Annotated in this window: 20 protein-coding genes and 1 tRNA gene; 16 read left to right on the forward strand and 5 right to left on the reverse strand. The window is 40.7% G+C overall.

Annotation, left to right across the window (positions count from 1 at the left end):
* The 4 genes from ACFQZS_RS01045 to ACFQZS_RS01060 are packed head-to-tail and all read left to right on the forward strand — an operon-like array spanning position 1 to position 3,008.
* Complete coding sequence (locus ACFQZS_RS01045) at positions 1–405, forward strand: STAS domain-containing protein (protein WP_377096356.1); 405 nt, start codon at positions 1–3, stop codon at positions 403–405.
* Complete coding sequence (locus tag ACFQZS_RS01050) at positions 380–799, forward strand: anti-sigma regulatory factor (RefSeq protein ID WP_377096359.1); 420 nt, start codon at positions 380–382, stop codon at positions 797–799. Before ACFQZS_RS01045 ends, ACFQZS_RS01050 begins: the two co-directional genes overlap by 26 nt.
* Positions 792–1,808, forward strand: a complete 1,017-nt coding sequence (locus ACFQZS_RS01055; protein WP_377096362.1) for an ATP-binding SpoIIE family protein phosphatase — start codon at positions 792–794, stop codon at positions 1,806–1,808. The genes ACFQZS_RS01050 and ACFQZS_RS01055 overlap by 8 nt, the downstream gene beginning before the upstream one ends.
* A gap of 6 nt (positions 1,809–1,814) precedes the next feature.
* The gene (locus ACFQZS_RS01060; RefSeq protein ID WP_377096365.1) at positions 1,815–3,008 is read left to right on the forward strand and encodes a sensor histidine kinase; all 1,194 of its coding nucleotides are present in this window, start codon (positions 1,815–1,817) and stop codon (positions 3,006–3,008) included.
* Positions 3,009–3,034: 26 nt separating this feature from the next.
* Here the strand turns inward: ACFQZS_RS01060 and ACFQZS_RS01065 are convergent, their stop codons facing one another.
* A complete protein-coding gene (locus ACFQZS_RS01065) occupies positions 3,035–4,030 on the reverse strand; it encodes a zinc-binding dehydrogenase (protein WP_377096367.1) in 996 nt (331 codons plus the stop codon).
* A gap of 83 nt (positions 4,031–4,113) precedes the next feature.
* On the reverse strand, positions 4,114–4,725 hold the full coding sequence (locus tag ACFQZS_RS01070) for a superoxide dismutase (protein WP_377096370.1): 612 nt from the start codon (positions 4,723–4,725) through the stop codon (positions 4,114–4,116).
* Positions 4,726–4,981: 256 nt separating this feature from the next.
* Here ACFQZS_RS01070 and ACFQZS_RS01075 point away from each other — a divergent pair, with 256 nt between their 5' ends.
* Positions 4,982–7,198, forward strand: a complete 2,217-nt coding sequence (locus tag ACFQZS_RS01075) for an ATP-binding protein (RefSeq protein ID WP_377096373.1) — start codon at positions 4,982–4,984, stop codon at positions 7,196–7,198.
* 118 nt (positions 7,199–7,316) lie between these two features.
* Here ACFQZS_RS01075 and ACFQZS_RS01080 read toward each other — a convergent pair whose 3' ends face one another.
* A complete protein-coding gene (locus ACFQZS_RS01080) occupies positions 7,317–7,883 on the reverse strand; it encodes a biliverdin-producing heme oxygenase (RefSeq protein WP_377096376.1) in 567 nt (188 codons plus the stop codon).
* Positions 7,884–7,956: 73 nt separating this feature from the next.
* On the reverse strand, positions 7,957–8,610 hold the full coding sequence (locus ACFQZS_RS01085; protein WP_377096379.1) for a DNA alkylation repair protein: 654 nt from the start codon (positions 8,608–8,610) through the stop codon (positions 7,957–7,959).
* A gap of 77 nt (positions 8,611–8,687) precedes the next feature.
* Here ACFQZS_RS01085 and ACFQZS_RS01090 point away from each other — a divergent pair, with 77 nt between their 5' ends.
* Both ACFQZS_RS01090 and ACFQZS_RS01095 read left to right on the forward strand, forming a co-directional pair.
* Positions 8,688–9,188 (forward strand): hypothetical protein, encoded by a 501-nt coding sequence (locus ACFQZS_RS01090; RefSeq protein WP_377096382.1) that lies wholly within the window; start codon positions 8,688–8,690, stop codon positions 9,186–9,188.
* 83 nt (positions 9,189–9,271) lie between these two features.
* Positions 9,272–10,225, forward strand: a complete 954-nt coding sequence (locus ACFQZS_RS01095) for an acetyl-CoA carboxylase carboxyltransferase subunit alpha (RefSeq protein ID WP_377096385.1) — start codon at positions 9,272–9,274, stop codon at positions 10,223–10,225.
* A 132-nt stretch (positions 10,226–10,357) separates the two neighbouring features.
* Here the strand turns inward: ACFQZS_RS01095 and ACFQZS_RS01100 are convergent, their stop codons facing one another.
* A complete protein-coding gene (locus ACFQZS_RS01100; RefSeq protein ID WP_377096388.1) occupies positions 10,358–13,483 on the reverse strand; it encodes a protein O-mannosyl-transferase family in 3,126 nt (1,041 codons plus the stop codon).
* 342 nt (positions 13,484–13,825) lie between these two features.
* On the opposite strand from ACFQZS_RS01100, the gene ACFQZS_RS01105 reads away from it, so the two are divergent.
* From ACFQZS_RS01105 to ACFQZS_RS01145, 9 genes are all read left to right on the forward strand, one after another.
* The gene (locus ACFQZS_RS01105) at positions 13,826–15,286 is read left to right on the forward strand and encodes an MBOAT family O-acyltransferase (protein ID WP_377096391.1); all 1,461 of its coding nucleotides are present in this window, start codon (positions 13,826–13,828) and stop codon (positions 15,284–15,286) included.
* A 3-nt stretch (positions 15,287–15,289) separates the two neighbouring features.
* Positions 15,290–16,291 carry a hypothetical protein gene (locus ACFQZS_RS01110; RefSeq protein WP_377096394.1) on the forward strand — a complete coding sequence of 334 codons (1,002 nt, stop codon included), beginning with the start codon at positions 15,290–15,292 and terminating at the stop codon, positions 16,289–16,291.
* A 266-nt stretch (positions 16,292–16,557) separates the two neighbouring features.
* Positions 16,558–16,628, forward strand: a tRNA-Gln gene (locus tag ACFQZS_RS01115).
* A gap of 134 nt (positions 16,629–16,762) precedes the next feature.
* Entirely contained in the window at positions 16,763–17,704 is a 942-nt protein-coding gene (locus ACFQZS_RS01120; protein WP_377096397.1) for a ribose-phosphate pyrophosphokinase, read from the forward strand.
* Between the two features lie 172 nt (positions 17,705–17,876).
* The gene (locus ACFQZS_RS01125) at positions 17,877–18,461 is read left to right on the forward strand and encodes a 50S ribosomal protein L25/general stress protein Ctc (RefSeq protein WP_377096400.1); all 585 of its coding nucleotides are present in this window, start codon (positions 17,877–17,879) and stop codon (positions 18,459–18,461) included.
* A 149-nt stretch (positions 18,462–18,610) separates the two neighbouring features.
* Positions 18,611–19,171, forward strand: coding sequence for an aminoacyl-tRNA hydrolase (gene pth, locus ACFQZS_RS01130; protein ID WP_377096403.1), 561 nt, complete (start codon positions 18,611–18,613; stop codon positions 19,169–19,171).
* Positions 19,171–19,617 carry a hypothetical protein gene (locus ACFQZS_RS01135; RefSeq protein ID WP_377096406.1) on the forward strand — a complete coding sequence of 149 codons (447 nt, stop codon included), beginning with the start codon at positions 19,171–19,173 and terminating at the stop codon, positions 19,615–19,617. Before pth ends, ACFQZS_RS01135 begins: the two co-directional genes overlap by 1 nt.
* Positions 19,618–19,773: 156 nt before the next feature.
* Entirely contained in the window at positions 19,774–22,191 is a 2,418-nt protein-coding gene (locus ACFQZS_RS01140) for a TonB-dependent receptor domain-containing protein (protein WP_377096409.1), read from the forward strand.
* Positions 22,192–22,246: 55 nt separating this feature from the next.
* A complete protein-coding gene (locus ACFQZS_RS01145) occupies positions 22,247–22,597 on the forward strand; it encodes a Spx/MgsR family RNA polymerase-binding regulatory protein (protein WP_377096412.1) in 351 nt (116 codons plus the stop codon).
* Positions 22,598–22,616 lie beyond the last annotated feature (19 nt).

Genomic DNA, 22,616 nt, shown 5'->3' on the forward strand with positions numbered 1-22,616 from the left:
ATGGATAGAATTCCTATTCTTCGGATGGGGCAATTTTTGTTGGTGACCATCCAGGTTGATCTGTATGACAGGCTTGCGCTTGACCTTGAAGCCGACATTGTTAAAATGGTAAACAAAACCGGTGCCCGGGGTATATTGATAGATATATCAGCCGTAAGTATCGTAGATTCATTTATGGGGCGTATTATTGGCAACATAGGTGTAATGTCAAAACTTTTGGATGCCGAGACGGTTGTTGTTGGTATGCAACCCGCGGTGGCCATTACATTAGTTGAACTGGGCCTTCCGCTTAAGGGTGTTTTTACTGCACTGAACGTTGAAAAAGGCATGGATCTGCTGAAAGACAAAATTCAGGTTGAAATAGACACAACAGAACCTGATGATGACGACGATCTCGCTGAATAAGGACAATATGCCGGTTACGCGCGAGCAAGATGTAGTGCCTTTTCGAAGCAGGGTGAAAGAGTACGCGGTAAAAATAAAAATGGGCCTGGTAAATCAAACCAAATTAATAACCGCCGCCAGCGAACTGGTGCGTAATATGCTGCGTTATGGCAACGGTGGCGAGGTTTTGATAGAGGTAGTATCGCGCGGGCGCGATAATGGTATCCGTTTAACTTTCAGCGATAACGGCCCCGGTATACCGGATATAGCTTTAGCTTTAAAAGATGGTTTCTCTACAGGTAAAAGCCTGGGGCTGGGTTTACCCGGTACCAAACGGCTGGTGAATGAATTTGATATTAAAAGCGAAGTAGGCAAAGGTACCAAAGTTACCATTTTAAAATGGGCCAATGGTTGATGCTACCCACACTGTTTTTAATGCTTCGGACAGAAGTTATTACGCAGTTTTAAAAAAAGAGATACACGCCATTGCCATCCAGGCAGGTTTTGATGAGAAACGCACGGCAGAGCTGGATATAATTGTAGCAGAGCTAACATCTAATTTGCATAAGTATGCTAACGGCGGCGAGTTATTGGTTGGCTGTTTTGATACCCCCGGTGAGGAATATATTGAACTGATAAGTTTAGATCATGGCCCTGGTATGGCCGACCTGCAACGTGTAATGACAGACGGGTATTCGTCATCAAATACTATGGGGCATGGTTTGGGCAGTATTAAACGCCTTTCAGACGAGTTTGATATATACTCATTAAAAGGTTGGGGAACTATTGTATTAAGCCGCGTTTATAAAACAAGGCGATCTGCCAAAGTTAGGGCTAAGGTGGATATACAAATAAAACCCCTGGTAATAAAAAAGCCGGGCGAGGTTACCAGTGGTGATGGATGCTATTATAAAATTACAGAGGGTTTTGTTAAATTGCTGGTTGCCGACGGTTTAGGCCATGGACCCGAAGCTAATTTAGCGGTTAACGAGGCGGTAAGATCATTCAAACTATGCCCTTATGATTCCCCGGTTGAAGTTATAAGATATTTACATGCAGATATCAGAAAAACACGTGGTATGGTAGGCACTGTTGCTGTTTATGATATGAATGCTAAAGTGTTAAAAATCGCGGGCGTTGGTAATATATCAACCAAACTTGTGGGCCGCGTTAACAGTAAAAATGTTTTGTCGTACAATGGTATTATAGGGCATAACATTCCTAATACGATGAACGACCAGCGTGTAGAGTTTGCAGATTATCAGCAAATGATGTTTTGTTCGGATGGCATAAAAAGCCGTTGGGATACACTAAAATATGTGGGTATAAACCGCTGTGATAGTGCTATATTAGCTACTGCTATATACAAAGATTTTGCCCGGCAAACAGATGATATGTCAGTAATAATTGCAAAAGTTAGTTAAAACAAGATGACAGGAATAGTAGCAATATCGCTTGAAAATGAAATGGACCTTATATTGGCTTATAAGAAATCCATTAAAACCGGCGAATTGTTAGGGCTCTCTATATCTACCCAAACATCCTTCGCTACGGCGGTATCTGAAGTTTGCCGCGAGGTGATAGATAAAACGTTTGATGGCCATGCCGTTATAGGCGTTATTGCCGAAGGTGACAGATTTTTTTTAGCAGCCGATATCACTTTTAAAGAAGATGATAACCTGAAAAAGGTAAAAGAAGGTTTTGAATACGCACGCAAGCTGGTACCCACTTTTGATGTGGAAACCAATGACAAAGAAGTAAAGGTTACGCTCAAAATCGCTATCCCCAGAACCGCAAAGGTTACCCGGGCTAAAGTTAGCAGTGTAAAGCGCCATTTTGAAGAGGCGGAACCTATAAGCGCGTATGAGGAAATTAAGCAACGCAATGATGAGCTTTTTAAGCTGAACGAGCAGCAGGAAATAGCGTTACTCGCCGCAAAATATTTAAATGAGCAAAAAGACGAGTTTTTATCGGTTGCCAGCCACGAGTTAAAAACACCTTTAACCATTTTGCGGTCGTTTGCGCAACTGGCTATTAAAACCGAAGGAGGCAATAACCAGCAATTGCAAGTTTATTTAAAAAAGATAGAAGCGCAATCAACCAAAATGAATACGCTGATACAGCAGTTGCTTGATATATCAAAAATTGAGGTTGGCAGAGCAGAGTATCAAATGGAGGAAGTTGGGCTGAACGAATTTCTTACCAATTGCATCGAGCTGATGAGCTTGGTACTTCCGTCCAACCAAATTTCAATAGCTTTTGACAATAATGTAAACGTAGCGCTTGACCGTTTGCGCATTGAGCAGGTATTGAATAACATTATTGGCAACGCGGCCAAATACTCTACATCAGGCAGCGCTATAGCATTAAAGACGCGAATAGACGGTAATAAGGTATCGGTTATTATTGAAGATCAGGGCATCGGCATGTCTGATGAAACCCTTAACCAGGTTTTCAATAAGTTTTACCGTAGCGAGCAGGTAATTAAAAAATACAATGGCCTGGGCATGGGTTTGTACATAGCATCGCGCATAATAGCCGACCATAAAGGCGAGATAACTGTATTAAGTGCAGAAGGCAAGGGCTCAACGTTTTGTTTTACACTGCCGGTTGTTGCCAACTGATAATTAACCTGACTCAAAAGCCGGGCTTATGCCTTGAACACAAGCTTTCCAAACTGAGGCGATGATCCCATTTTCTGTATAACTTCTCCTGCCGTATTCAACGGAAATACATCATCAATAACAGGTACAATTTTATGTATCTTCATTAATTGGAGCATGCCTTCAAAATCGGCCTTAGTACCCATGGTGGTGCCTAATATCTGCAGCTGTTTCCAATATACCTTACGGCCCGGAATGGCCGGCATATCGCCCGCGGTTGCGCCAAAGTAAACTATGCGGCCGCCGGGTTTGGCCAGGTCTGCAAATTTGGCAAAACCTGCGCCAAGCGCGCTGTCTATAATCACATCAAATCCGCCAGAAAGATGCTGCAATTCTTCTGCCCAGTCTTGCGCTTTATAACAAACACCCGCTGAAGCACCTGTTTGTTTTGCCTTTTCAATTTTATCGCCGCTGCCTGATGTTACAAACACCTTGCAGCCCAGCGCCACCGCCCATTGCAATGCAAAAGTACCTGTGCCGCCGCCTACGCCTGATATTAATACTGTGTCTCCTTTTTTTGCGCGGCCTTTAGTTACAAGTGCCCGGTAAGCAGTTAGGCCCGCTAATGGGAAAGCTGCTGCCTCTTCCCAGCTTAGGTGGCTGGGTTTTTCAAACAGATACTCAGCTTTTACTTTTACATATTCGGCAAAGGTTCCTTCATCAGGAAGGCCCAGAATTTTAAAATCTTTACCCTGATAGTTATCATCATTGCCCCAGTTGTGGCTTGGGTTTATAACAACCTCTTTATTAAGCCAGGTCTCGTCAACATTGGCTCCAATTTCAGTAACTATCCCGGCACCGTCTGAACCTAAAATTGATGGATATTGTAAACTGGCATATTTGCCAATACTTATCCAATAGTCGCGACGGTTAAGTGCCGCAGCTTTTATTTTAACCAAAACTTCGCCGGGGCCGGGAGCAGGGGTTTCAACCTCTTTCCAAACCATGGGTTTATCAGCTGATTCTAAAACGTTTGCTTTCATAAATACAGTAGTTAACAAAAACGGCGGCTATAAGCCGCCGTTTCAAATTTATAAATCCGAAATCGAAAATCCGATATCCGAAATTAAGCTATCGCTTTCGCGTATAACTCAGCAACATGGGCCCAGTTAACGGTGTTCCATATAGCTGCTAAGTAATCAGGGCGACGGTTTTGATATTTTAAGTAGTAAGCATGTTCCCAAACATCAATACCTAAAATTGGCGTGCCTTTTACTTCGGCAATATCCATTAATGGATTATCCTGGTTAGGGGTTGAGGTTACAGCCAGTTTTTTATCAGCACCAACAATTAACCAGGCCCAGCCAGAACCAAAACGGGTTGCACCGGCGTCAGATAATTTGGTTTTTAACTCAGCAAACGAACCGAAAGTGCTTTTAATTGCATCAGCTAACGCGCCGGTTGGCTCGCCGCCACCGTTTGGAGATAATAATGTCCAGAATAAAGTGTGGTTAAAGTGGCCACCGCCATTGTTACGTACAGCAGGCGGAAATTTAGAAATGTTTTTTATGATGTCTTCAATTTTGCCATCAGCTTCCGGCTTGCCTTCTAACGCTTTGTTTAGGTTAGTTACGTAAGCCTGGTGGTGTTTGCCATGGTGAATTTCCATGGTTGTTTTATCAATGTGCGGTTCCAATGCATCAGTAGCGTAGGATAACGCCGGTAGTGTAAATGCCATAAAATTTTGTTTAAAGTTTAATGATCGTACAGCAAATATAAGTTGTAAACTTAAAATTTGTTCTAATAAAATCTTAAATTTTGCCTTTTAAAAGTCATAAAAAGATGGGTAAATATTTTGAGAATTTACTTTTAGCGCTAACCCGAGTCTCAAGCGATCACAGTTACTTAAGAGTTATGGGTGTAATTTTATTTATAACTTAATATTGTAACTTAAAGAATAATTTGCACTTTTGAAATAATACTCACAACTATCTATGCAAAATCAGTCAATTGATCTAAGCAATTGCGATAATGAACCAATACATATTCCGGGACAAATACAATCTCACGGATTCCTTATCGCTATAGATCAAAATTTAAATATTACTCATCACAGCGAAAATATCCACGATTTTTTAAAAGGTCTTCCGGATGATTTGCTTGGGCGATCAATAAGGGAAATAGAGTCTGTTATCGGACAAAACGAACCGCCCGATTTCATCAATCAAATTATAACTTTCGGCAAAATAAATGGCTTTGATCAAACCAATCCATTTCATACCGATATTCAGGGCGAGAGCTTTTATTTAGTCATTTCGCAATCAGCAACATCTTATTTACTGGAGTTTGAGCCTACACTGTCTGACCTGAAAACAGATGTTCAGAAAATGATAGGTCGTTCTATATCAGAGATGCTGGCGGATAAGGATATCAACAATCTGTTGGTTAATACAGCCAGCCAAATAAAAACAGTTATTGGTTATGATAGGGTGATGATATACCGCTTTGCTGCAGATGGCCACGGCGAGGTGGTATCTGAAGCCAAAAACGATGAGTTGGAACCCTGGCTGGGTTTGCATTACCCGGCATCTGATATACCCAAGCAGGCGCGGGAGTTATACAAACTCAACTTAACCCGGCTAATAGCTGATGTTTATACAACGCCATCAAAAATAGTTTCTACTCGCCAGTATAGCCAGCAGCCGCTTGATCTTACGCATTCGCAATTGCGCGCGGTATCGCCCATACATATTGAATACCTTAAAAATATGGGGGTGCATTCCAGCTTTAGTATATCACTAATGTACAAAGGCGAATTGTGGGGGTTGGTGGCCTGTCACAATTACTCACCTCGATTTATTGATTATAAAGCAAGGGAGTCATCAAAGCTGATTGGACAGATCCTTTCATCTGCGCTGGAGTTTAGACAGGATGAGGCTAATAAACATCTGCAGGAGCGTTTCACAGCTAATGTGGATGCGCTTTCTAAACTTATGCTTAAATACAACAGTATTGAAGAAGCGCTGACCGAACAAAATATAACTATAATAGATGCTGTTGATGCCAGGGGCGCAGTATTAACCTACGAAGGTCATACCGCTAAATTGGGCACAACTCCGGATGATGATCAGATAAAGCAATTGCTAAGTTGGATAAAGATTAATGTTACTGAAACATTTTATTGCACCAACGAGCTACCCGATGTATACCCTGAAGCTGCTGCATTTAAACATGTAGCAAGTGGCGTTATGGTGCTCACCTTGTCGCATGAGCTGTCTGAATACATAATTTGGTTTAAGCCTGAGCATATTGAGACAATTACCTGGGCGGGCAACCCCGAAAAGGCTGCTGAAGTTAGTGCAGACGGAACAATGAAGATCTCCCCCCGTAAATCTTTTGAAGCCTGGTCGCAACAGGTGTCGAGTAAATCGCAACCGTGGTTAGATGAAGAGATCAAATCGGCCATGCGACTGAAGGCAGAGGTTTCCTACGCCATTAACCAGAAGGCCGGGGCCATCAGGATGCTTAACGAACGGCTTAAACAAGCTTATGAGGAGCTGGATACATTTAGTTTTACCATTTCACATGATCTGAAGAATCCGCTTTCAACTATAAAAGGTTACGCGCAGATGCTTACCCGCGATAGCTCGATGCAACCGCGTGCGCTTGAAACGTTAAATCGTATAAGCAACCGTGTTGACAAAATGAATTCGATGATAAATGAGGTGCTTGACTATTCGCGCATTGGAAGGCAGGATATTGTACCCGTTGAAGTGGACTTGAGTACTATTATTAACGAGCATATTAGAGACCTTAAAATAGGATATAATGCTGATAATTTAAAAGTGCACATTGGCAAAATGCCGGTTGTGCAGGGCGACCCGGTAATGCTGTCGCAGGTATTTGCCAATCTGCTAAGTAATGCCATTAAATATAGTATGGAACAGCCTCAGCCCGCTATACATATTGAAGGCAGAGAGGAAGAAACAGAGGTAATTTACAGCATAAAAGATAATGGGGTAGGTATTGACATAAAACAACTGCCGCGCATATTTGAGCTTTTTAAACGGATGGATAACGTGCAGCATATTGAGGGCAGCGGTGTTGGCCTTGCCATTGTAAAACGTATTGTTGAAAAACACAATGGCAAAATTTGGGTAGACAGCAGTTTGGGTAAAGGCTCTACGTTTTTTGTGGCGTTGAAGAAGTGATTTTTAAGATTGGTTATTGAAGATTAAAGATTAGGGTTTGATTCGTTAAACTTACATTTCTTACAAATCGAAATTGAATATCGTACTAATTGTCTGACCTATCTTCAATCTTTAATATCTAATCTTTATACTCCAGCCAATCTCTAAATTTTGCAAATGTGTCGTTAGCGGCGGCTATTACTGCATCTTCGCGCTCGGGGCTCATGCCTATGTTATTCAGCGCCTGTTGAAAAGCGGACCATTTTTTACCGGTATCATCGCCGTATCCATCAAAAAAAGAAAGACCCTTTCCGTCTGTTATCCCCAAATGCTGCTGCACCATTTTACTGATTATCTTTCCGCCCAGTGTAGAGCCTTCAATTACATATAACGCACCGAAAGCCTGTAGTTCGTTTTCAATGGTTGGTAACTCGCCACCTTCGGCCTTGCGGGGTAAGGTTTCTCCAAGCGCTTCAATATCAGTAGCTAAAGCAGCTGTTTTGCGGCGCCCGGCATAGTCGCTTAAGTTGTTCGCGTCAATGTATTGATCTACCCGCTGTTCCAGTCCGCCAAAGTAGCCGTAGAATAATTTAAGGATAGCGCTGTAGTCATTGAGCGAGCGCATGCTTTTCATTTTCCCTATCAGTATTTTCTCTGTTTCCTGGTGATATTGCAGGGTCGCTGTTTTAATTTTTTCAGTTAGCATGAATGTTATTTGGTATTTTAACAGAGGTGATAACGTATTGTTAACTTAAATGTTCCTGTCATACAGAATTTTATTATCTGTTCCTCAACTCGCGTAAGGCATCATTTGCTATCCATTTTGCAGGTTTGCTGTTCTGTTGTAAAATGCGTTCGGCGGTTGCAATGGCCAGCGGCTTCAATGTGTTGTTGCGCTTGCCAATTTGCCGCAATGCCCAGTTAACGGCTTTCTTTACAAAATTCCGTTCATCCCACGCTTCACGCTCTATAATGGGGAAGAACTGAATAAACACCAGGTCGTCAGCCTTTTTATCATGTACCGCTAATTCGGCCATTAAAACAAAACCGGCACGTTTAACAAACTCTTCTTCGCGGGCGCTATAGTCCAGGGCTTTTTCTATGGCAAAGGGTGTTTGGTCAAATAAATTGCCGCAGGCCTGGTCGCATACGTCCCAGGTTTCAAAATCAAGCACCCATTTATCAAATTGTTTTTCAGTTACCTGTTTCGGATCTGCTATCATGGTGGCAAGTAACCGTGCTTCATGTATTTCGGTTTCCCAAAGCTGTTGCGCCAATTGATGGTCTTTCTTTATTTCTTTGGCCAATTTGCGCAATGCCGGTACTTTTACGCCTAACGCTTTACTGTTTTCTATGCCAAAGCGAAGCATTCCTTCGCGGTAAACCGGCGAAGATATTTCTTTTAGCTTTTCTATAACGGTTGATGCATTCATAATACGGGCACAATTATGTTAAAATTAAGCGAACTTTGTCGCGTTAAGATCGTTATTCCCCCAGAAAACGAATGTCTATGCTAAAAACTTTATTTTTTTCGTCGATAGTGATGTGGAGTGTAACGGTAAACGCGCAATCACCAACGGATACCGCTGTTACAAAGTCGCCCATACGCACATTAACCCGCCAGCAATACGATGCCTATTTAAAAGGCAATGCAGGCAACGAAATGGCAGCCGCCGGCGAATTAAATCATTACCCCATGCCTGATAAGGTTTTAAATTTGAGTAACCAGCTTGACCTTAGCGCCGTGCAGATAAAAAAGATAACAGAAATTAGTACCCTTATGCACCGGCGCAGGCTACAAATAGGTGGCTCCATCATCAGCAATGAAAAAATGCTGGACAGTTTATTTAAGTACAGAAAAGTGAGCGAGGGCAACCTGATATTTTACACCAACCGCCACGGCCTGTACCAGGGCGAATTGAAAAACGCCGTTTTACAGGCCTGCCTGGCTACAGAAAAACTGCTATCGCAGCAGCAAATAGCAAAATTAGAAACTTTGCAAAAAAAATAGATTGCTGTTAAGCTACCATCATTAGATTATTAAGATGGAAATTGCCGTTTGATTTGTTTATTTTAGCGCCCTCAATAAAAGGTATGAAAGTAACGTTTGATTTTGAAAAGCCTTTGGCAGAGCTGGAGCAGCAGATAGAAAAGGTGAAGCAGATGGAAGACAAGAACAAGCTGGATATGTCTGCCACCATTAACGAACTGCAAACCAAACTGGACGAGGCGCGCATACAGATATATGGTAACCTTAACGGTTGGCAAAAAGTACAAATTTCACGTCACCCCGAGCGGCCTTATACGTTACAGTATCTGGAGCTAATGTGCGATGATTTTATTGAACTCCACGGCGACCGTACAGTGGGTGATGATAAAGCAATTATAGGTGGTTTTGGTACGCTTAACGGGCAAACCGTTATGTTTATAGGCCATCAAAAGGGGCGCAACACCAAAGAGCGCCAATACCGCAATTTTGGCATGGCTAACCCTGAAGGTTATCGCAAGGCCTTAAGACTGATGCGCTTAGCCGAAAAATTTAACAAACCCGTTGTTACGCTAATAGATACGCCGGGAGCATTTCCGGGTTTGGAAGCAGAAGAGCGGGGGCAAGGTGAGGCGATTGCGCGTAACCTGTTAGAAATGTCAATACTAAAAGTACCTATTATTTGCGTTGTTATTGGCGAAGGTGCTTCTGGTGGTGCATTGGGTATTGGCATAGGCGATAAGGTAATGATGCTGGATAACTCATGGTATTCTGTTATATCTCCGGAGAATTGCTCAACCATTCTATTTAAAACCTGGGAGCAGAAAGAACGTGCTGCCGAGATGCTGAAGCTTACATCAACAGAAATGCTGAAGAATAAGCTGATAGACGGCGTTATAAAAGAACCACTGGGTGGCGCTCATCAAGACCCTGTTGCTATGGCTGCTACCTTAAAGAAGCAGTTATTAAAAGATCTGAAAGTTTTAACAGAACGTAATATCGATGAACTGGTAGCCGAGCGTATTGAGAAATTCTGCTCAATGGGAGTGGTTGTAGAGTAAATAAGCCTCCTTTAGATCTCCCCCGGTAAGGGAGACTTTATTTTCCTGATAAAATTTTAATATCCATAAATAGAAAAAGCGAAGCGACCTGTGTCACTTCGCTTTTTCCATTTATGGATATTAAGCTCTTAGCTACATCCCCAAACCAAACTTCCGCGAGAAGTCTTTAACCTGTGCTTCGTATTTGGCGCTCAAACCGGTTTTGCTACCGCTTTTGGCAACGCCTACCATGCCGTTAATTAAAGACAGGCCTAACTGGATGTCATCATTATCTAATCCTGTTTTGCCGTCTTTGTACAAGCCGTAATTAAAATTCAAAAGGTTAACAAGGTAATCATCTACAGTGGTAAGCAGTTTATCGCCCGTAGCTGTTTCACCTAATTTGTAAGCAGCATCAGCAAGATAAAACTTTCTGATAGCAGCTTCCTGCACAGGTATAAAATTAGGCAGGTCCGTCATGTACTTATTTAAAGCCAATTTAGCTTCTGCTGTTTTACCCTGTTTCATAAGCCCGTCTATAACATCTACATAAATACGACTCATTAACGGATAGAACATGGTTAACGATTCATGATCCAGGTATTTGGCAGTCTTCAGGTTACCCCATTTAAACTTGGTCATCATGTTGTTATACATAACAGACGCGTTAACGTTAGTTGCAACACTTGCACCCGAATCTGGTTTTAACGGCATTAACCTCATAGCAAAACCCTCGTTGTACAAATACTTGTCTAGCCCCATCATTACCCTGTTGGGCGAAGTTACAGTAAAGTATATAGGACGTTTCCAGTTATTATGTACAAGGATATCCATAAGCGCCAGATTATCTTTAGCTAAATAACCACCGGGATAAGTAAATGTCATGGTATCAGTTAAACGGTTTTGCATATCAGCCGGAACGGTATTCGCTTTTAATACATCATCTTTATTTACCGTTATTTTAAAGTTCTTGGTAGGCAGATAATTAGTTTCATCACCATTCTGATACTGCAATTTGGTCTCTTTTCTGTCAGACAGCATAAAGTCAAATACTTCCTTCAACTCAACCGCACCTGCAATTTTTTCATCATTATAATAAAGCACATCACGTACACCGCTTTTAAACTGTTCGTTAGACATGGTTATAGGCAACGGTGCCGATTCGTTCATTTTTTCCTTCATTTGGCGGATGTACCAATCAGTACCTAAAAGGCTCAGGTTAACTATGCGCACGTCAGGGCGTACATTTTCCACTTCCTGTATGTACCATAGCGGATAAGTATCGTTATCGCCATAGGTAAACAAAATGGCGTTTGGCGCACACGAGTTAAGGTAGTTATAAGCCATATCGTGCGGGGTAAGTTTGGTTGAACGATCGTGGTCGTCCCATTCCTGATTAGCCATTAATATTGGTCCAACGGCCAAACAAACAACTGTAGCCAGGATTGCCGCGTTCTTTGTGGCAGCTTTTCTGCTCACCAGCTCAACAATGGCCGGTACAGCCAAACCTATCCATATAGCAAAGGCATAAAACGAACCTGCATAAGCGTAATCACGCTCGCGCGGCTGTAGGGGATCCTGGTTAAGGTAAAGCAAAATAGCGAACCCCGTAAAAAAGAACAACACGCCAACAACGCCTGCGTCGCGCTGATTACGTTTAAAGTGGTAATAAGCGCCCAGCAAACCTAAAATAAGCGGTAAAAAGAACAGGCGATTATAAGACTTACTCTGCGTAACTGAGTAGGGCAGATCCTTGCTAAAGTTCCATCCGCTTATCCAGTCGCCGTCAATGCCGCCCGCTTGTCCGTCCATCTCATTGGTGCGGCCTACAAAGTTCCATAAAAAGTAACGGGTATACATTTGGTTAACCTGCCAGGTAAGGAAAAAGCCCAGGTTAGTGGCAAAGGTAGGCTGCTGCCCCTCGGCCAAATGCGACCAACTGCGGTAAAACTCGGGGTGATTTTCTTTGTCGCTAAACATGCGCGGAAAGATGGTATTGCGATCATATTCGGTTTTTAATTTTTTTCCGGCAACTTCGTATTTCGTCAATCCACGTCTGTAAAGTGTGGCACCTTCGGTTTGGTCAGTAGGTTTTGAATCAAAAAACTGGCCGTACATCAATGGCGTATCACCATACTGATCGCGGTTAAGGTAACCGTTAAGGGCAAAAGCATCCTGCGGATCGCTGTTATTTAAGTTGGTACCCGCTTTGGCTCTTATTACTATCATTACAAACGAGCTGTAACCAAAAAGTATAAATGCTGTACAAACTAAAAATGTGTTAAGCGCAAAACGCTTTTCGCGAATTTTAACAACATACTCCAGCAGGGCAACAATCAGGGCACCCACAATAAATCCTATTATACCGGCACTGATAGTAAGCGCAAGCACAAAGGACACAGCAGCAGCTATTATTGCAGGCTTTGAAGGTTTTATGGTATAATAAATACCTGCCACAAGGGTTGCGGTAACCAGCAAAAAGAATACAACTGCGCCGCTGCCGAAGCCCATGCCAAGGGTGTTCACAAAAAGCAGATCAGAAAATGCCGCGCCCTTTACCGTAAACTGGATAATACCCCATAATACCGTACCAACTATAACCACGCCCAATAAAAACGACCACACAACACCACTTGTAGTAATGTTTTTTGATCTGCGGAAATAAATAACCAATGCTATGGCCGGTATAACAAGCAGGTTTAACAGGTGAATACCTATAGAAAGGCCCATTACATAGGCTATAAATATTATCCATTTATCCGCGCCGGCTTCGTCAGCGTTGGCATCCCATTTTAAAATGGCCCAGAAAACTACGGCCGTACATAATGATGATAGCGCGTAAACCTCAGACTCAACTGCCGAGAACCAAAACGTATCAGAAAAGGTGTAGGCCAAAGCGCCAACCAAGCCGGCGCCTATTATAGTTATTAAGTTAACAAGTGTAACTTCTTCTCCTTTTTTAACCAGTATTTTTTTAACGATCGCCGTTATTGTCCAAAACAGAAACAATATAGTAGCGGCACTTGCCAGGCCCGAACTCATATTTGTCCAATAGGCAACTTTGGTGTTATCCCCCAATGATAAAAGCGAAAAAACCTTACCTATCATGGTAAAAAGCGGCGCACCAGGCTGGTGGGCAACCTCTAAACGGTAAATACAGGCAATAAACTCGCCGCAATCCCAAAAGCTGGTTGAGGGCTCTAAAGTTAAAGTGTAGGTTATGGCGGCTACAACGAAGGCAAGCCAGCCAAAAATGTTGTTGATTTTATTATAATGCATTGCAGGAATTTACAATTGATAACGATTTAACGAGCCGAAAATAATAAAACTATTAGGATGTTTTGCCCTAATCAATCTACTTTAACATAATTTCACATTTAAGCCAATTGCAAAGCGGCACATAGGGATTGTAAAGTTTAATACATTATGTAGCATAATACATTGATAGGATTGCCTCTGTTATTTTAAAAATCAACTTGTTAAAATCAATTTGCTGGGTCAGTTTTTAATAAACAATTATTAACTTTATGGCAATATTATCTTATTATCATTGTAAAATATTTATTTTTGGGAGTAAATTCTTTAAATACTTATATTTTACGAAAACCTCAACTGCTAAGCATGCTTTTTAATTCGCTCGAGTTTGCCATATTTTTCATTTTAGTTACCACCCTTTATTTCCTTTTGCCTTATAAATACCGTTGGATGCTATTGCTGGTTAGCAGCTGCTATTTTTATATGGCGTTTGTGCCGGTATATATTGTAATATTGGGTGTTACCATAGTAATTGACTATTACGCCGGTATTTTATTAGAGAAAACAGAAGGTAAAAAAAGGAAATTGTATTTAATTATTAGCTTAATAGCCAACATAGGTGTTTTGGCAATATTCAAGTATTATAATTTTATTACAATTAACATAAACGAGGCGCTGCATTCTTTTAATAGTTCAAGCTCTCTTCCGTTATTAAACATATTACTTCCCATCGGCCTCTCGTTTCACACGTTCCAGGCTATGAGCTATACAATTGAAGTTTACCGGAAAAATCAAAAGGCAGAACGGAACTTTGGCATATACGCGCTGTATGTAATGTTTTACCCTCAGTTGGTTGCAGGGCCCATAGAACGCCCGCAAAATATACTTTATCAATTTTATGAGAAGTACGATTTTGATTACCAACGTGTTACAGATGGTTTAAAATTAATGTTATGGGGCTTATTTAAAAAAGTGGTTATTGCAGACAGGCTTTCTGTAGTGGTAGACGCAGTTTACAATAACCCCCACGGCAGCTCGAGCTTTAGTATCATTGTAGCGACGATATTTTTCGCGTTTCAAATATTTTGCGACTTTTCGGGCTATACAGATATAGCAATAGGGGCTGCTAAAGTAATGGGCTTTAAGCTGATGACTAACTTTAACAGACCATATCATTCAAAAAGCGTAAGTGAATTTTGGAAACGGTGGCACATTTCGCTGTCAACCTGGTTCCGCGATTACCTGTATATATCCTTAGGCGGAAACAGGGTGTCTGTGCCGCGTTGGTATTTTAATTTGTTTTTTGTGTTTTTAATAAGTGGTTTATGGCATGGCGCCAATTGGACCTATATTATATGGGGCGCGCTGCACGGCATTTACCTGGTTTTTGGGTTAATTACCGGCGAAGGGCGTAACAACCTGATGAAAAAACTAAGCGTGCCAACAGGGGTGAATATTTTCTTGCAAGTTATCGTCACCTTTTGCCTTGTTGATTTTGCCTGGATATTTTTTAGAGCCAATACTTTAACCGATGCTTTTTATATTATAAAAACGGCTGTTGGGGGCTTTCCAAATGATGTTTCCCAACTGCTTACGCACCATCAACTTAATTTAAACCTTGGCGTAAGTACAGGAAACCTGCTTGGTTGTGTGGCTTTAATTTTATTGTTAGAAGTTGTGCATATAGTGCAAAAGCATGGCACTATTGTAGAATGGATTAATGCTAAACCCTTAATACAGCGCTGGGCTATTTATTACGCTGCAGTACTTATGATTATAGTTTTAGGCGTACAAACAGACAAGCAATTTATTTATTTCCAATTTTAGCAGATGGGGCTATTTTTTCGTAAGGCAAGCCTTTTTATTTTGCCGTTCTTTATTTTAGGGTTGATTTACATAGCGATAGACCCCTATAAGAAAGTATGGAGTTATAAAAATTATAATTCAACACTGGTAATGTTAAACCGGGGCGATGTATCAACAATGGTATATCTGAAAAACAGATCACATTACCAGTACAACTCATTTATTTTTGGAAGTTCCAGGTCCACATCATTTACCAGCCGCGAATGGGGCAAATATTTGCCTAAGGGATCATTGGCCTATTCATACGGGTCATGGAACGAACCTATTGAAGGTATTTACGCTAAAGTTGCGCTCCTTGATTCTTTACATGCCCCTTTAAAAAACGCGCTGATTATTGTTGACGTTGATCGTACATTTCCAAAATTAGATTTTAACCCTATTGTAAACGATCATTACTTAGTTTCAAAGAAAAGTAAGTTCGACTATCATTTGTCTGGTTTGTTAAGTTTTTACAAGAGCCCTGTACTTGTTTTAAGTAGCCTGGATTATAGCATCTTTCATAAAAAAAGAGGTTACATGAACGGGTTTATCGGCCAACCCTCGGCAGAGTTAGATTCTGTAAATAACGACTGGGCTCCTGATTCTGAAATTGGTATTGAAAAGGATCTGAAATATTACTACAGCCACCCCATTAATAAATTTTATAAACGGTCTGGCAAGCAACGGGTAGCAGAAAAATCTATTTCGGCAGAGAAGCAGCAATGTCTCGAAAAAATAAAAGCCATATTCAAAAAGAATGGCACTAATTGTAAAATAATCGTGTCGCCATTGTATGATCAGATTAAACTTAATCCGGAGGATAGGGTCACTTTAAACAAGATTTTTGGGGCGGAAAATATTTATGATTATTCTGGTGTAAATAGCGTTACCAACGACGTTTACAACTTTAGTAATGACGTAATTCATTATCGAAAAAAAGCCGCGAACATAATACTGAAGGAGATCTATACGCCTAAAGCGCAATAATGCCAAGCAGCAGCCTGGCGACTTTTACCTTATTTATACCCAAAAAGTGAGATGTTGAAGCGATGTGATAAACATTGCAAACTTGTTTTTTTTGTGTATAAATAATCTGCTGCGGTACGGATTTAGTTGGTACATAAAAGGTTAACTAAAGACAAAATATTTGTTAATAAGACACACTTTTATTTTTCAAAAAATACTTTTTGAAGTTAAAAATTTCGTCTTATATTTGCATTCCTTTTCAGGACGTATGTTTTGAAGGTGGAGATTGCCTGATAGTATAATGGTAGTACGACGGTTTTTGGTACCGTTTGTCTAGGTTCGAATCCTGGTCGGGCAACATTTCAATTTCGGATTTCGGATTTTCGATGTCGGATTTAGGTCTGATAGAAAAATGGAATCCGAAATTATTTTTTATAGCATAGCCATAAAGTAAATTCGAAATCGAAAATTCGACATTCGAAATAAAAAAAAATGCCACAGCACTCCAATCCGGTTAAGTTGTTTTCAGGTTCAGGCTCAATAGCCTTAGCCGAAAAAATTGCCGATGCTTATGGTAAGGATCTTGGCGATTATTCACTGTCGCGTTTTAGCGATGGCGAATTTCAACCTCATTTTAACGAGTCTGTTCGTGGAAGTGATCTTTTTCTGATCCAGTCTACCCATCAACCTACCGATAATTTAATGGAGTTACTAATGATGGTAGATGCCGCACGCCGTGCATCAGCTCATTATGTAAATGCTGTTATACCTTATTTTGGTTTGGCACGGCAAGACAGGAAAGACCAACCGCGTGTGGCTATAGGGGCAAAGCTGGTTGCTAATTTATTGGTTGCATCAGGCATTAACCGTATAATGACCATGGACCTGCACGCAGCGCAGATACAGGGCTTTTTTGATGTACCGGTTGATCACCTGGATGGATCAATAATATTTGTACCTTATATAAAAAGCCTTGGGCTTAGCAATTTAACCATTGCCTCGCCGGATATGGGTGGCTCCTACCGCGCCCGCAGCTTCGCTAAGTTTTTTAACGCTGAAGTTGTAATATGCGATAAGCGCCGTAAACGCGCTAACGAAATAGAATCAATGACTATTATAGGCGATGTTACCGATCAGGACATTGTATTAATAGATGATATATGCGATACTGCACGCACCTTAGCTAAAGCAGCAGCTTTAATTATGGAGCGTGGTGCCCGTAGCGTTAGGGCAGTATGTACGCATCCGGTTTTGTCGGGTGATGCTTACGAAACTGTTGAAAACTCTGCATTAACAGAGCTGATAGTAACAGATACTATCCCGTTAAAGCGCCAGAGTGATAAAATAAGAGTGCTGTCAACCGGTGATTTATTTGCTAAAGCCATAACTAACGTTAATGAGTATGGCTCAATAAGTCAGTTATTTAAGGTGTAGTTTTTGGTCCATGGTCGATAGTCCATGGTCGATAGTTCTTTAAAAAGCAAACGATCTATGGTCCATGGTCTATTGACTATGGTCGATAGTTTTTTTAAAAAGCAAACAATCTATGGTCCATGGTCTATTGACTATGGTCTGTATAACACAAATAAATTAAAACAAATAAAAAATGAAATCAATTGCTATTAGCGGTTCTCCAAGAGAGAACGTAGGGAAACGCGACGCTAAAGAACTGCGTTATGACGGCAAAGTGCCTGCAGTACTTTATGGTGGGGCTACTCAAACCCACTTTGCAGTGTCCGCAGCTGATTTGAAACCCGTAGTTTACACTCCGGATGTTCATTTCATCGACATTGACGTTGCTGGTGTTAAATCACAAGCTATTATCCAGGACATACAGTTTCATCCATTAACTGAAAAGATCATTCACATTGACTTTTTAGCTTTGGATGCGAACAAACCTATCGCTATCGAGATTCCTGTAAAATTAACCGGTACATCTCCTGGTGTTAAAATGGGTGGTAAATTAGTTCAAAAATTAAGAAAACTGCGTGTTAAAGGCTTGCCTAAAGATCATTTAGACAATGTTGAAGTTAGCATTGAAGGTTTAGAAGTTGGTAAATCTGTACGCGTTGGCGAGATCAAATTGCCTAACCTGGTAATTACCAATGCTGCCGAAGATACTGTTGTATCTGTAACTACTTCACGTGCGTTACGTCAGGCTGAGCAGGAAGCTGCTTCAGGTAAAAAATAAGCCCCCTAACCCCCTGAAGGGGGAATGATAGAGGATTTAAACGGCCCCACATTATTGTGGGGCCGTTTTTTGTTTATAGCACCACTTAATCTATTTTACTATTTTCGCAGAAAATAAAAAAAGTTCCCCCTTCAGGGGGCGGAGGGGATATGAAATATCTGATAGTAGGTTTAGGAAATATAGGGCCTGAGTATGCCGATACGCGGCACAACATCGGCTTCATGATATTGGACGAATTGGCTAAACGCGAGGGTGCTAAATTCAGCAACATGCGGTTGGCATACTATACTGAAGTATCATACAAAGGCCGCATGCTTTGTTTAATAAAACCCACAACCTACATGAATTTAAGCGGTAAGGCGCTCAATCATTGGATGAAGGATCTGAAAATTCCTGTTGAGAACGTTTTGGTTTTGGTTGATGACCTGGCGCTGCCATTGGGCACATTACGCTTAAAACCACAGGGCAGCGCGGCCGGCCATAACGGGCTTAAACATATAGAAGAAACTTTAGGTAATAACAAATATGCCCGCCTGCGTTTCGGTATCAGCGACAACTACCCAAAGGGCCGCCAGGTTGATTATGTTTTAAGTGGATTTGACGATGATGAACAACCTGAATTACCTGCTCTGATTGATCGTTCTATCGACATGATTAAAAGTTTTGCCACCATTGGTACCGAGCTTACCATGACAAAGTTTAATAAATAATGAAAAAGGATTTCATAGATCATGTCCACCAATCATTTAGCTTATTAAGCAAACATTGTGATTTAAGTATCGCAAAGGAAATAAACGAGAATGATTATTATTTAATCGAATACAACTTTTCTAAGTTTGTTATTGAAGTTGAAAAATATCATAGAGAATTTTACACGACTATATATAAAACGGACAAAGATAGGGATGGCATAAATCTTTTCAATCTTGTGGATTACTTAACACAACAGCCCTTAAATAAAACCATATCTAATTATTTTTCAAAGGAAAACATAGAGGATAGTTACAGAATGCAGATAACTTATATAATTGCTGTAATTTCTGATCATTATACATTGATCAAGGATTTTTTTGAAGATGGCAACTACCAGTCAAACTTTGACGTTTTCGACAAATATTGGAGAGAAAAACATCCCCATTTTTATAACCAACACTAATATTCTTGCACAACCTAATGTGATTCTACTCTGATTAGGTGCTTATAATGAATAAGGGTGTGTTAAATGTTGTTAAACCGCGTTAAATAACTGTTAAATGTTCGTTTCTGTGTAACGGTATAGGCACATTTGAGTCTTATACCCGAACATATTCTTATGAAAAAACATCTACTGATCCTTATTTCACTTTGCTTTTCTATTTCGCTATCGGCACAAAACACCCCTAAAATAATTACTGTTAAGGGGTTAACTATTGATTCTGCAACCAACAAGGCATTAGATTTTGTGACCGTTGCTTTGGTTGATCCTCAAACCAAAGCCGCTGTTAAAAGTATGCTAACCAAAGAGGACGGAAGTTTTGAACTTTCGGCACCGGCAGGCAAAACCTACCAGTTAGCATTGGCTTTTATGGGCTATGCGTCAAAGGTTATCATTATCACAAATTCAACAACTGATACAGATGCAGGTAAGATACTGCTATCGCCAAGTATAAGTACGCTAAATGAGGTCTCTATTACCGGCCTTAAGCCGCTGGTTAAGCGCGAAGTTGACCGTATTGCCTACAACGTACAATCAGACCCGGAGAGCAAAGCCATAACCGCGCTGGATATGATGCGTAAAGTTCCCATGCTCTCGGTGGACGCTAATGATAATATTAAACTCCGCGGAAACGGCAGCTATAAAATATTGATCAATAATAAAGAGTCGGCATTGCTTGCTCGTAACCCGTCAGATATTTTAAAAGCGATGCCCGCGAGTAATATTTTAAAAATAGAAGTTATTACCACGCCACCGGCTAAGTATGATGCAGAAGGATTAGCAGGTATTATCAACATCATCACAAAAAAGGATGCAGACCAGGGTTATAATGGTTCTATCAATACCGGGTACAATACTGTTTGGGGCTATCGCTCTAATTTAAACCTTACTGTTAAGCAAGGCAAGTTTGGTTATACCGGATACGTTGGTTTTAACAGGCGCAGGGCCCAAACCAATCCATTTGAGAATAACTCTACATTCTTTGAAAAAGGCACAGAAAAAATTAGCGGTACATTAACGCAGAACGGCACACGCAGTAACAGCAACCGGAACACTTATACAGGTAACGAGCTAAGCTTTGAATTAGATACCCTTAACCTGTTTACCGGAACCTTTAACTATTACAGAGGCGGTAACAACAGCAGCAATATGCAATCAACCATTCAGCGTAAAGCCAATGGAAGCATAGATATGGACTATTTAACTCAAAATACCGGTGTTAGCACATGGGGCGGTATGGATGCCGGCATAAATTATCAGCATAGTTTTAAGCGTAACAAGGAACAACTTTTAACGCTTTCATACAAATACAGCAACGCCGCGCCAAACTCGCAGGAAAATTATATCACTTCAAACCATGGTTTGGGTTATACCGTTCCTGATTATACGCAGTATAACAATAACGGCACTAAGGAATACACTACGCAGTTAGATTATATCCACCCTATGAAAGTGCTTACTGTTGAGGCCGGTGGTAAAATGATATTGCGTAATAGTTTTAGTACCTCGCCGGCAACAGTAGTGCAGAAGGCTAATGATTTTATTTATCATCAGGATGTTTATGGCCTGTACAATTCTTATTTGTTAAAGTATACAAAATGGACCTACAAAGCTGGTTTGCGTTTTGAGCGCACTAACGTAAGAACAGATGGAGGCGGTGTAGACCAGGCATATAATAATATAGTGCCAACGTTTTCAATGCAAAGGTTGTTAGATAGCGTGAGCAGCCTTACGTTTGGTTTTACACAACGCATTCAGCGCCCAAGCATTTACCAGCTTAATCCATTTACTAATACATCCAACCAGCAATATGTAACCAGCGGAAATCCGGACCTGCGCCCGTCTGTTAATAACAATTTTGAGCTGGCTTATTCTAAAACCGGCAAGGGATCGCTCAATATCACTGCAAGTTACTCTTTCGCCAATAACACCATAGAAAACGTTGCCAATATTAGTACTGTTACGTCCGGCACCACAAATACTATTGTAACCACTACAACTTTTGCTAACGTGGGGCAAAACCGCAGATTGGGTATCAATGCAGATCTGAATTATCCCATCACAAAAAAACTTAATGTAAATATCAATGCTCAATTAATGCGTGTATGGCTAAGGGGTACTTACAATGGCGCGTTTTACAGCAATAGCGGCCAACAGGGATATATTTTTACCAACACCAGCTACAAGTTTAATAATGGTTTAAGAATTGGCACCAACCTTGGCTTTGACAGCCGGTATGTAATGCTGCAGGGCACAGATAATTATTGGATAGACTACTCTTTCAGTATGCAGAAAGAATTTTTTAAAGGAAAGTTAAACGTTTCGGTGTCGGCGAATGATCCCTTTAAGAAATTTATCAGACTTGATTTTTCAACCAGAACCCCCGATTTTGAGAGCTATAACGTGAACTACAACTTTTACAGAACATTCAATTTCGGCCTTAATTATAAGTTTGGCGGTTTAAACGCATCCATAAAAAAGAATCAGCGTGGTATAAGTAATGATGATACCAGCAGCGGCGGCAGAAGTCAATAATAAAATTAAGTATAACGCGCCTTTACAACCGGAGCATTATACTTAATTTTGCAGTATGAAAGTATACGGAATACCCAATTGTGATACAGTTAAAAAAGCGCTGAATTGGTTTAAAGCCAATAATGTGATGTATGAGTTTTATGATTTTAGAAAACTGGGCCTCCCGGTAGAGAAACTTGCAGAGTGGGATAGCAAAGCAGGTTATGAGAGTTTTTTAAACAAAAAGTCTACTACCTGGAAAGAGTTGGATGAGCACATAAAAGACAACATAAAAACTAATGTTGATGCCATACAATTACTTCAGCAAAAAACAAGCATCATAAAACGGCCCGTTATTGAGGATGGCAAATTCCTGCATTTTGGCTTTGACGAAAAGGTTTATACCGAACATTTTAATAATAAATAAAAAAAGATGCAATTAAGAC

The organism is Mucilaginibacter calamicampi (assembly GCF_042676765.1).
Taxonomy (GTDB): Bacteria; Bacteroidota; Bacteroidia; order Sphingobacteriales; family Sphingobacteriaceae; genus Mucilaginibacter; species Mucilaginibacter calamicampi.